This is a genomic window from Pseudooceanicola lipolyticus, from assembly GCF_002786325.1.
GTDB classification, from domain to species: domain Bacteria; phylum Pseudomonadota; class Alphaproteobacteria; order Rhodobacterales; family Rhodobacteraceae; genus Pseudooceanicola_C; species Pseudooceanicola_C lipolyticus.
This window is the reverse complement of the sequence record NZ_PGTB01000126.1, coordinates 1-12,168: the sequence shown is the minus strand read 5'-3', so window position 1 is coordinate 12,168 and position 12,168 is coordinate 1. Positions and strand designations below refer to the sequence as shown.

The following is a 12,168-nucleotide window of genomic DNA, read 5'->3' as shown; positions in this document are numbered from 1 at the left end:
GGTGCTGGGCGCGGTGGCCGCGCGGCCCTGGCGTGTGCCGGCCGCCGAGACGCTGATGGTGGGGCACAAGCCGGGGCCGGACCTGTTTGCCCAAGCCGCTGCCACGGCGCTGGAGGGCGCCCGACCCTCGGGCGACAATGCCCACAAGATCGAACTGTCCCGGCGCATCGCCATTCGCGCCCTGACCCTGGCCGCCGGTGGGACACCGGCACGCCTTCCGGCGCTTCCGGCCTGTTCACTCGGAGTTCCCGCTGATGCCTGATACGCTTCCCTTTCCCGCGCGCTTCGGTTCCAATTCGGGCCAGCCGTTCACCCGCCGCGACGGTATCGCCAAGGTGACCGGGGCGGCCACCTTCGCCGCGGACAACCACCCCGAGCACCTGCTGCACGCTGTCTATGTCCCGGCCACCATCGCCCGGGGCCGCGTCACCCAACTGGATGTGGCTGCCGCCAAGGCGCATCCCGGCGTGGTCGAGGTGATCACGCCGGACAATTGCCCGCCCTTGCCCGGTGATCCGCAGAGCAAGCCCTTCATGTTCGCCTTCCGCTTCGAGGCGTTGCAGGATGACACGGTGCGCTATGCCAACCAGCCGATCGCGCTGGTGCTGGGCGAAACCCTGGAGGCCGCGACAGAGGGCGCGCGTCTGCTGAATCCGCGCTACACGGCGCTGCCGCCGCGGGTCGGGCTGGACGGGGCCGAGCCTTACAAGCTGGAAGCAGGCGCCTTCGGGGGACCCGGCGAAACCGTGCACGGCGATATCGCCGCGGGCCATGCCGCGGCGGCGCAGGCCATCGACGTGACCTATGAAACGCCCGAGCAATATCACAACGCCATGGAGACCCACGCGCTGGTGGCGCAATGGGATGGTGATCGGCTGATGCTGGACATCCCCAGCCAGGCGATTGCGATGTCCTGCGCGGCCTATGCGTTTTACCTCGGGATTCCACCCGAGAACGTGACCATCCGCAGCCCTTACCTGGGCGGCGGCTTTGGCTCCAAAGCCGTGGTCAACGGGCCGCAGGTGCTGGCCATCCTTGCCGCGCGCATGACCGGGCGGCCGGTCAAGCTGATGTTGCGGCGCGACCAGATGTTCGGCCCCACCGGCCATCGCGGCGCCACACGGCAGCGGCTGAGGCTGGGCACCGACGGCGCCGGCAAATTGACCGTATTGGATCACGAGTCGCTTGCCGTGACCTCGACCTTTGACGATTTCGTCGAATCCGCCGCCTTTGCCTCGCAGGGGCTCTATGCCGCGGATGCGCTGCGCTCGGCGCTCTATGGCGTGCGTGTCGATATCGGCACGCCGGGACCGATGCGCGCGCCCGGCGAGGCGTCGGGCTCGGCGGCGCTGGAATGTGCGATGGACGAGATGGCCGAAGCGCTAGGGCTGGATCCGCTGGACTTTCGCCTGCGCAACTATGCCGATACCGAGCCCGGCACCGGGCGGCCCTATTCCTCCAAGGCGTTGCGCGACTGCTATGCGCAGGGGGCCGAGCGGTTTGGCTGGGCCGGTCGGCCGCGGCAGCCGCGGCAGATGACCGATGAAAACGGTTGCCTTGTCGGCTGGGGGATGGGCAGCGCGCTGTTTGCCGCGCCGATGTTCACCGCCCAGGCCCGGGCGGTGCTGCGCCCGGACGGCACCGGCCTTGTTGAAACCGCCGCTGCCGATATGGGGCAGGGGGCCTGGACCGCGCTGGCGCAGATCGCGGCAGACGGGCTGGGCCTGCCGCTGGACAAGGTCGAGTTCCGCTCGGGCCATTCCGACCTGCCCGATGGTGGCGTTGCCGGTGGCTCGGGGCATACCGCCACCGCCGGCAGCGCGCTGCATGCGGCCGGGGTCGAGGCAGTCCGGCGGCTGGCCGAGATTGCCACTGCCGACCCGGCTTCGCCGCTCTATGGGGCAGGTAATGCCAGCGTGGTCGGGCGCGACGGCCGGCTGGTTCTGGAAAACGATGAAAGCCGCAGCGAAAGCTATGCCGAGATCATCGCCCGCGCGGGCGGCGCCGAGATCGTCGGCCAGGGCAGCGCCGCGCGCAGTCCCGAAGCGGCGGCAGGCCACGCGATGTATTCGCATGGCGCGGTCTTCGCCGAGGTGAAGGTCGATCCGGCGCTCTACCAGATCCGGGTCAGCCGCCTGGTCGGGGTCTTTGCCGCGGGACGGATCATCAATCCCAGACTGGCCGAAAGCCAGTTGATGGGCGGGATGATCTGGGGCCTGTCCTTTGCCCTGCATGAAGAGGCCCGGATGGACGCGCGCACCGGGCGGGTCATCAACGCCGACCTGGCGGGCTATCACATTCCGGTCAATGCCGATGTGCAGGGGCTGGAGGTGCTGACCGTGCACGAGGATGATCCCCATGTGAACGCGCTGGGAATCAAGGGGGTGGGCGAGATCGGCATCACCGGCACCGTGGGCGCCATCGGCAACGCGATCTGGCACGCCACCGGCACCCGCGTCAGGCGTTTCCCGATCCGCATCGAGGACCTGTTGGCCGGGGCCTGACCCGCTGATCGGCGCGGCGATTCGGACGGTCGCCGCGTCGGGGGGGCGGCCGAGGGCCGGAGCGGCCGCCACAGGGCGGAACTGAAATTATTGCGATTTCGGAGTTCACACGTAAAACTGGCGTCGGGACGGGCCCCGACGCCAGTACCACTCACGGAACAGAGGGGATGGACGAAAATTAACTTTGTTGCAAAGTTATTAGGGCCAGAATTCGGTCGCCGGAACGACCAGGCCAAAGAATGAGGACAGTGTGATGGAATCTCTCGTGCCTGTGAATGCGTGTCATTGCCTAGGCAATTCTACCTATTCCCCGTTCCGTATCGGCTGGCCTATAAACTTTCGGTCAGTCCTTCGCTGCCATCGCCGACCGCAGGGCTTTCAGAATGAAGCGGGTGGCGCAAGATGCCTTTTATTGAAACACGCGATTGAAGCCGGGCTGTGAAGACGTCTTTGGGCACCATACTTGTAATCGGGCTGGCCGGCCTGCAGCTGATGGCGGTGCTGCTGATCATCTCGACATCTTATGTCACATCCGAGCGTGCGCTGATCGGCCATGCCCGCGATCTGCTCAGCGATGTCGGCACCAACACGATTGAACATTCCAAGGGCTTTCTGCAACCGGCCCACGGGGCGGCGGAACTGGCTGCCAACCTGGCGCAGAATGACGTGGTGGCCAGTGACAACCCGCAATTGCTGGAACAACTGTTCTTTCAGCAGCTGCAACTGTCGCCGCAGTTTTCCGGCATTTTCTATGGCAATCGCGCGGGCGAATTCGTCTACGTGATGCGCAGCGACGACGCGGGGCCGTACCGGTCGAAATTCGTCTCGTTCGACGGCGATGTCCGCGATACCCAGCTGATCTGGCGCGACGAAGAGTTTTCGGTGGTGTCCCGCCGCTCGGACCCGACCGATACCTATGATCCGCGCACGCGGCCTTGGTATCTGCGCGCCGAGGCCGACCAAAACACGATCTGGACCGATCCCTATATCTTCTATTCCTCGCAACAGCCGGGCATCACCCTGGCCTCGCCGGTCTTCGGCAGCGACGGGACGATCAACGGGGTGATGGGGGTGGATATCGAGATCAGCGACATCTCGGATTTTCTCTCCATGCTGCGGGTCGGGTCGACCGGCAAGGCGCTGATCATCCATCGCAATGGCGACGTGATCGCGCATCCCGACCAGCAGTTCATCCGAACCCCGGGCCCGGACGGCACCTTGCGCTTTGCCAAGATCTGGGAACTGGAGGATCCGATTGCGCGTTCGGCGTTCAGCCCGCTCTACCGCGAAGGGGCGCTGTTCACGCCGCAGGAAATGTCATCGCAATTCACCCATGACGGCGAAACTTATGTTTCGGTGGTCAAGCCGATTATCAGCCGGGAATTGCCCTGGACGATTGCTGTTTATGCCCCCGAGAATGATTTTACCGCGGTGATCAAAAGGAACCGGCTGAACAATATCTGGATCGCGATCGCGGTTTCGGCGATCACCGCGCTGATCGGGCTATTGATGGCAAATTACATCTATCGTCCGGTGCGCGCCTTTGCGGTGCGCTCGGCGCTGATTTCCCAGGGCGAGCTGGATCCGTCGGAGCCATTGCCGAAGACCTATAAAGAGTTGGAGCGCGCCAATGCCACGCTGATGCAGCAGATTGCCGCGCGCAAGCAGACCGAATTCGAATATGGCCAGACCTTCGACATGGCCTCGCGCCCGATTGCCCATCTGGCGCCGGAAACCGGGGCGGTGCTGCGCGCCAATCCGAAATTCTGCGAATTGACCGGCTATACCCCGCAGGAGCTGTCCGAGCTGTGCCTGGCCGATATTGCCCTGGATGGGCCGGCCGAGACCTTCGCGCATCTGGATGCCGCCCAGAGTGACACACCACCGGCCAATCAGGAAATGCGGTTGATCCGCAAGGGCGGGCGCAGGCTCTGGGTCAAGTTCAATGCCTTCATGGTGCGCGATGAAGGCGGCAAGGCGCTCTATGCCGTGGCCATGGTGGATGATATCACTGGCGCGATTGCGAAAGAGCGCCAGATCCAGCAGCTGAGCCGCGAGCTGTCGCATTTCTCGCGCGGGCATATGATGGGGCAGTTGGCATCGGGCCTGGCGCATGAGTTGAACCAGCCGCTGGCGGCGATTGCGCAGAATGCCGATGCGGCCCGGCTGGCCGCCGAACGCGCGGGCGAGGCCGACGCCGAGCTGCGCACCATCCTGCAGGAAATCGAGGAACAGTCGCTGCGCGCCGGCGATATCATCCGCGCGCTGCGCAGTTTCGTCAAAAAGGACACCGCCGAACGCACGGTGTTCGACTTCCCCGAACTGATCGAACAGGCACGCCGGCTGGTGCTGCCCGAGGCGACCGAAGCGGAGGTGGATGTCAGGATCGAGGTCGAGGGCCAGACCGAGGTTTACGGCAACCGCACGCAGATTGCGCAGGTCATCGTCAACCTGCTGCGCAACGCGGTCGAGGCGCTGGGCGGTGTCGATCAGGAGGCGCGCAGGGTCGTGGTGCGGGCCGCGCGTGACGGCGACAAGGTGCATGTCAGCGTCACCGATAACGGGCCGGGCATCGCGCCGGGGTTGACGCTGTTCTCGGAATTCGAAACCACCAAACCCGACGGCATGGGGCTGGGCCTGTCGATCTGCCGCTCCATCGTCGCCGCCAATGGCGGGCGGCTGTGGCATGATGCCAGCCACGCGGACGGGGCCCGGTTCTGTTTCGTATTGCCCGCCAGCAGGGCGGGTTCGGCGGCCAGAGGGTCTCGGGCGGCATGAGTGATCCAGACCCCGTTGTCTTCGTCGTCGATGACGATCAGCACATCCGTACATCGCTGCCGCGGGCATTGCGCATGCGTGGCTTCACGGTGGAGGCCTACGAGTCGGCGCAGGCCTTCCTTGACGCCTATGATGAAAACCGCATCGGCTGCCTGGTGCTGGATTACGGGATGCCGGGCATGTCCGGGTTGGAGTTGCAGGAACATATCAACCGCAAGGGATACCTGTTGCCGATCATCTTTATCACCGGTCATGGCGGCATCCCGGAATCGGTGCAGGCGATGAAGGGGGGCGCGGTGGATTTCCTGGAAAAACCGTTCCGCCAGTCGGTGCTGGTGGAGCGGATCGAGACCGCCTGCAAGATGGCCGCCGAGATGGCCGAAGCCGCCGGCCGCGCCCGCGCCGCCGCGTCGCGGTTCGACCGGTTGACCGCGCGCGAGCAGGAAATCGTCGATTTCATCCTGGAACATCCCGGGGAAGTCACCAGCAAAGAGATCGGCCGCATCCTGGAGATCAGTCCGCGAACCGTCGACCATCACCGCGCGCGCATCCTGGAAAAGCTGGAAGTGCGTTCGGTTGTCGAACTGGTCGACCTGGCGAAGGGGCCGATGCGGAAAATCTAAAACCGCATGTGTTTTAATGGCTTAGAAGAGACAGTTTGAACCCGGCCCGAAACCGGGGTCGCAGCGCCACACGCGCCGAGCGCCCTATGCCTCGGCTGGAGGTGGCACCATCTCGCCCCCGGACAGCTGGAAAATCTGCGCCATCCGGCGCAGCACCCACGGGGAATGCTGGCTGAGCCGGACCGGCGCGCCGGTTTTTTGCGGCACGTCGATAAAGGCCTGGTAATCGACCAGATAACCGCCGTTGTCCTTCATCGCCTGAAACCGCATCACCAGTTGCGGCAGTTTCTCCGGTGTGCCGTCATAGGTGATGATCAGCGCGGCACTTTCCTCGGGGCTGAGGAAAGTGCGGCACTCCAGGATGCCGCGTTTCGGGCGCAGCAGCGTGTCGGCCGGATCGGTGCAGGTGGATTCGATGGCCGAGAACAGCGCATCGGGATAGGCCGGAAACCGGGCGGCGTTGCTTATAACCTCTACATCTTGTGTGGTGCACCCCCAGAGAGCCACCATAGAGAGTGCGGAAATAAGACGCATGCTGGTGACTCCGGCGGCAAATGTAGCGGCTGTGGCACAGTCACGCATATCGCCGGGGCCGGCGCAAGCCGCGACCGGGGGGCCGCGCGGGCGGTGGACAATCCTGTGGTTAAACTTCGGCTTTTGCCGTCAAACCCCAGCATTTCAAAAGGAAATGCACCTGGGCATTCGACCGGCGGATTGGGGATGAATCATCGGGCGGAAACAGAGGGCCGGCCGGATACACGCGTCAAGAGAAACAATTTTGAAAAATGCCCTAAAAACCCGTTGACGGAAACGGTCTAAACACGCGAAATTGTGTTGGCTGGGTCGTCACCCACTAAATCTGGTAGAAAGCCAGAGGGGGCGACCGGGATGGAACAGACAGAAAATCGACGCAGAACCGGTCCCACGGCCGGATCGCTTTCAGAGCGCGGCGAAGAGAATTGCTTGTTCGGTTCACGGCACATTCGGCCCTGCGCATGGGGGTCGGTTCAGGTGGCTTCTGCGCCTGGAAATGGGACTGAGAAAAGAGGCAGTGATGAAGATTGAACGCAAATTCACCAAAGCTGGGCAAGACGCCTACGCGGATCTGGAGTTTGTTCTGGCCACGTCCGAAATCCGGAATCCCGATGGCACCGTCGTGTTCCGGCAGGAGGGAATCGAAGTTCCTGCGTCATGGAGCCAGGTGGCCAGCGACGTGCTGGCGCAGAAATATTTCCGCAAGGCCGGTGTGCCGTCGCGCCTGAAGAAGGTGGCGGAAAAGGACGTTCCCGAATTCCTGTGGCGCTCGGTCGCCGAGGAAGGCGCCGAAATCGGCGGCGAGATCTCGTCCAAGCAGGTGTTCGACCGGCTGGCCGGCGCCTGGGCCTACTGGGGCTGGAAGGGCGGCTATTTCACCGACGAGGCCGACGCCCGCGCCTATTTCGACGAGATGCGCTATATGCTGGCGACCCAGCGCGGCGCGCCGAATTCGCCGCAATGGTTCAACACCGGCCTGCACTGGGCCTATGGCATCGACGGTCCCAGCCAGGGGCACCACTATGTCGATTACAAGACCGGCAAGCTGACCAAGTCCAAAAGTGCCTATGAACACCCGCAGCCGCATGCCTGCTTTATCCAGTCGGTCCAGGACGATCTGGTCAACGACGGCGGCATCATGGACCTGTGGGTCCGCGAGGCGCGCCTGTTCAAATACGGTTCGGGCACCGGCACCAATTTCAGCCACCTGCGCGGCGAGGGCGAAAAGCTGTCGGGCGGTGGCAAGTCCTCGGGACTTATGGGATTTCTGAAGATCGGCGACCGGGCGGCCGGTGCCATCAAGTCGGGGGGCACAACCCGTCGAGCAGCGAAGATGGTGATCGTGGATGCCGATCATCCGGATATCGAGGATTTCATCAACTGGAAGGTGCTGGAAGAGCAGAAGGTCGCCAGCATCGTCGCAGGGTCGAAAATCCACGAACAGAAGCTGAACGGCATCTTCGACGCCATCAAGGCCTGGGACGGCGCGGCCGAGGCCGCTTACGACCCCAATACCAACCCCGCGCTGAAGGCGGCGGTGCGCGATGCCAAGTCGTCGTCGGTGCCGGAAACCTATATCAAGCGGGTGCTGGACTATGCCCGGCAGGGCCACACCTCGATCGAGTTCCCGACCTATAACACCGATTGGGACTCGGAAGCTTACAACAGCGTGTCGGGTCAGAACTCGAACAACTCGATCCGGGTCACCAATGCCTTCCTGACCGCGGTGGAAAAGGACGCCGACTGGGAACTGATCAACCGCGTCGACGGCTCGGTCGCGAAAACCGTGCGGGCCCGCGACCTGTGGGAGCAGGTGGGCCATGCCGCCTGGGCCTGCGCCGATCCGGGTATCCAGTATCACGACACCGTCAACGAATGGCATACCTGCCCGGCAGACGGCCCGATCCGCGGCTCGAACCCGTGCTCGGAATACATGTTCCTGGACGACACCGCCTGTAACCTGGCGTCGATGAACCTGCTGACCTTCCTGGAGGATGGCGAGTTCCGCGCCGGCGATTACATGCACGCCTCGCGGCTGTGGACGGTGACGCTGGAAATCTCGGTGATGATGGCGCAGTTCCCGTCCAAGGAAATCGCGCAGCTGTCCTATGACTTCCGCACGCTGGGCTTGGGCTATGCCAATATCGGCGGGCTGCTGATGAATATGGGCCTCAGCTATGACTCGGCCGAAGGCCGGGCGCTGTGCGGCGCGCTGACCGCGATCATGACCGGTGTTGCCTATGCCACCTCGGCCGAGATGGCCGGCGAGCTGGGGCCGTTCCGCGGCTACAAGAAAAACGCCGAGCACATGCTGCGGGTGATCCGCAACCACCGCAATGCCGCCCATGGCGCGACCGAGGGCTATGAAGACCTGTCGGTCAAGCCGGTGCCGCTGGATCATGCCAACTGCCCCGACTCGCGGCTGGTCGACATCGCCACCGCGGTCTGGGACGAGGCGCTGAGCCTGGGTGAAAAGCACGGCTATCGCAACGCGCAGTCCACCGTGATCGCGCCGACCGGCACCATCGGCCTGGTGATGGATTGCGACACCACCGGGATCGAACCCGATTTCGCGCTGGTGAAGTTCAAGAAGCTGGCCGGCGGCGGCTATTTCAAGATCATCAACCGGTCGGTGCCCGCGGCATTGGAAAAGCTGGGCTATGGCAGCGCGCAGATCGAAGAGATCATCGCCTATGCGGTCGGCCATGGCAGCATCGGCAACGCGCCGGGGATCAACCACACCTCGCTGGCCGGGCATGGCTTTGGCGCCGAGGAACTGGCCAAGGTCGATGCGGCGCTGGCGCAGGCCTTCGACATCCGCTTTGTCTTCAACCAGTGGACGCTGGGCGAAGAGTTCTGCACCCGCGTGCTGGGCCTGCCGAAGGCCAAGCTGAACGATCCCAGCTTCGACCTGCTGAAGCATCTGGGCTATACCCGGAAAGAGATCGAGGCGGCCAATGACCATGTCTGCGGGACGATGACCCTGGAAGGGGCGCCGCACCTCAAGCAAGAGCATTACGCGATCTTCGACTGCGCCAATGTCTGCGGCAAGAAGGGCAAGCGCTATCTCTCGGTCGACAGCCATATCCACATGATGGCGGCGGCGCAGAGCTTTATCTCGGGCGCGATCAGCAAGACGATCAACATGCCCAACGATGCCACCATCGAGGATTGCCAGAAGGCCTATGAGCTGAGCTGGAGCCTGGGCATCAAGGCCAACGCGCTGTACCGCGACGGTTCGAAACTGTCGCAGCCTCTGGCCTCGGCCCTGGTCGAAGACGATGACGAGGCGGCAGAGGTGCTGGAGCGCGGCTCGGCCCAGGAAAAGGCCGCGGTGCTGGCCGAGAAGATCATCGAGAAGGTGGTGGTCAAAGAGATCGTCCGCAGCCATCGCGAGAAGATGCCGCAGCGGCGCAAGGGCTATACCCAGAAGGCCATCGTTGGCGGCCACAAGGTGTACCTGCGCACCGGCGAATACGAAGACGGCACGCTGGGCGAGATCTTCATCGACATGCACAAGGAAGGCGCCGGCTTCCGTGCGATGATGAACAACTTTGCCATCGCGGTGTCGGTGGGCCTGCAATATGGTGTGCCGCTGGAAGAGTTCGTCGATGCCTTCACCTTCACCAAGTTCGAACCGGCGGGGATGGTGCAGGGCAATGACAGCATCAAGAGCGCGACCTCGATCCTCGACTACGTGTTCCGCGAACTGGCGGTGTCCTATCTGGACCGCACCGACCTGGCCCATGTGAAGCCCGAGGGCGCCACCTTCGACGATCTGGGTCGCGGCGAGGAAGAGGGCGTGTCGAACATCTCGGAACTCACCGAAAGCGCGGCGACCCGTTCGCTGGAGGTGCTGAAACAGATCAGTTCGACCGGCTATCTGCGCAAGCGGCTGCCGCAGGAACTGGTGGTGCTGAATGGCGGCCAGGCGATGTCCGGCGGTGTCGATGCCTCGGTGGCGCTGCACACGCTGGTACCCGAGACCGCCGCGGCGGTTGCGGTCTCCTCCACCGCCGTGACCAGCGGCACCGTCGGCATCGACGCCCGCACCAAGGCCAAGATGCAGGGCTACGAGGGCGAGGCCTGCGGCGAATGCGGCAACTACACGCTGGTGCGCAACGGCACCTGCATGAAGTGCAACACCTGCGGCGGGACGAGCGGATGCTCGTAAGCCGCGCAACGGAACCGCGTCCGCGATGACGCGCAGGGGTCCCGGGCTGCCACGGGAGACCGGACCCCGACGAGACCGGGCCAGGCAGGAGCTTTCCTCCTGCCTTGCCCAAAGGCCCGGGTGGGGACGGACTACTTGTTCTTGCCCACCTTTCCCGGAGCGGGTGCGCTCGCTTCAGACGACGTTCAGGCCGCAGGCAAAAACCACCGGGCGGTAAACTAGATGAGCCTGAACGGCGAAACTCAAACGGGGCGCTTCGGCGCCCCGATTTTTTTGCCTGCGCCCTGCGACCCGCTGTCCCGGCCGCCGCGCCGGGACCTCTAAGGCCCGATATCGCACGCCCGGATAACTGCCGCGCCGAACACCCCATCCCCGGTGAAAGTTGCCGATTCGGCCTTTTTTTGCCAAACTCGCTGCATCTCAGACCGAAAATCCGATCCGGGGGGCACGCCGCATGGCAATCAAAGTGGTCCTGCCTGACGCTTTCGCGCCGCTTGAACTGGGCGACGTTCTGACCGCGCTGGCCTTTGGCGGAGTGATCAGCGGTGTCACCGCTACCCAGGTGAACGGGAATGTGATCTACGGCTCGGTCATCGCTTCATTTCAGTATCTCGGCTCCGGCTTTACCGTGGCTCTGGCGCCCAACGGGTTTCCTTTCGTGGCAACCGGGGTGATCGACTCGATCGTTTTCACCCGCGGCTCGGATAGGCTGGAGTTTCTCAACGCCGATATCGACATCACCGAGATCAGCGCGGTGATCGAGCAGGAAAACACGGGCGCGGATCTGCTGGCCTTTGAAACCTTCCTGTTGTCGCAAGACTGGGACCTGACCCTGCGCAATGTCGCCGACCTGGCCAACCGCAGCCAGACGGTGGGTGACGGCGCCCCGTTCAACCTGATGGGCGATGACAAGATCCGGGCGCTGGGTGGCCATGACGACCTGTTCAGCGGCGACGGCAATGACCAGGTCTGGGGCGACAGGGGAAATGACACCCTCGATGGCGGCGTCGGCAACGACCGGCTCTGGGGCGGCAAGGGGGCCGATACGCTTTTGGGCGGGGCCGGTGGTGACCGGCTGTGGGGTGGCGGCGGCAATGACGTGATCAGAGGCGGCGCCGGCAGGGACAAGATCGATCCCGGCAAGGGCGGGGACAGTTGCACCGGCGGCGGTGGTGCCGATACCTTCATCTTCGGCAATAAATACGGCGAAACCCGCATCACCGATTTCGCCGCCCAGAACAACAGGGAAGATGTCGACCTGAGCGCTGTCAGCGCGATCCGCAACTTTCAGGACCTCAAGACCAACCACATGACGCAGGTGGGCGATGACGTGGTCATCGACGATGCCGGCCGCACCAAGATCATCCTGCTGGAGGTCAGCCTGGGTGATCTGGATGCCAGGGATTTCCTGTTCTGAGCGCCCAGTCCCGGCCGCCGCGCCGGAACTTCGGATGACGCTCTGCCGGGCAGTGGCCGCGGGTCAGCCGCCCGGCGCCTCGTCATAGAGCGTGGCGCTGGGCGCACTGCGCGTCAGCCCCATGTCGCGGCGCAGCGC

General features: G+C 64.0%; 6 protein-coding genes and 1 pseudogene. 6 read left to right on the top strand and 1 reads right to left on the bottom strand.

Annotated elements, in window-relative coordinates:
* The 4 genes and pseudogenes from CVM52_RS19690 to CVM52_RS19675 all read left to right on the top strand — a co-directional run.
* Positions 1 to 262: pseudogene (locus tag CVM52_RS19690) on the top strand (FAD binding domain-containing protein); the annotation flags it as partial.
* A complete protein-coding gene (locus tag CVM52_RS19685) occupies positions 255 to 2,504 on the top strand; it encodes a xanthine dehydrogenase family protein molybdopterin-binding subunit (RefSeq protein WP_100164135.1) in 2,250 nt (749 codons plus the stop codon). The pseudogene CVM52_RS19690 and the gene CVM52_RS19685, both read left to right, overlap by 8 nt.
* A gap of 438 nt (positions 2,505 to 2,942) precedes the next feature.
* A complete protein-coding gene (locus CVM52_RS19680; protein WP_100164134.1) occupies positions 2,943 to 5,282 on the top strand; it encodes a cache domain-containing protein in 2,340 nt (779 codons plus the stop codon).
* On the top strand, positions 5,279 to 5,905 hold the full coding sequence (locus CVM52_RS19675) for a response regulator transcription factor (protein WP_100164133.1): 627 nt from the start codon (positions 5,279 to 5,281) through the stop codon (positions 5,903 to 5,905). The genes CVM52_RS19680 and CVM52_RS19675 overlap by 4 nt, the downstream gene beginning before the upstream one ends.
* 84 nt (positions 5,906 to 5,989) lie before the next feature.
* Here the strand turns inward: CVM52_RS19675 and CVM52_RS19670 are convergent, their stop codons facing one another.
* Positions 5,990 to 6,439 carry a hypothetical protein gene (locus tag CVM52_RS19670; protein ID WP_133119905.1) on the bottom strand — a complete coding sequence of 150 codons (450 nt, stop codon included), beginning with the start codon at positions 6,437 to 6,439 and terminating at the stop codon, positions 5,990 to 5,992.
* Positions 6,440 to 6,959: 520 nt separating this feature from the next.
* On the opposite strand from CVM52_RS19670, the gene CVM52_RS19665 reads away from it, so the two are divergent.
* Together CVM52_RS19665 and CVM52_RS26700 are read left to right on the top strand one after the other, a co-directional pair.
* Entirely contained in the window at positions 6,960 to 10,613 is a 3,654-nt protein-coding gene (locus CVM52_RS19665; RefSeq protein WP_100164131.1) for a vitamin B12-dependent ribonucleotide reductase, read from the top strand.
* Positions 10,614 to 11,067: 454 nt separating this feature from the next.
* Positions 11,068 to 12,030 carry a calcium-binding protein gene (locus CVM52_RS26700; RefSeq protein ID WP_133119904.1) on the top strand — a complete coding sequence of 321 codons (963 nt, stop codon included), beginning with the start codon at positions 11,068 to 11,070 and terminating at the stop codon, positions 12,028 to 12,030.
* Positions 12,031 to 12,168: the final 138 nt, after the last annotated feature.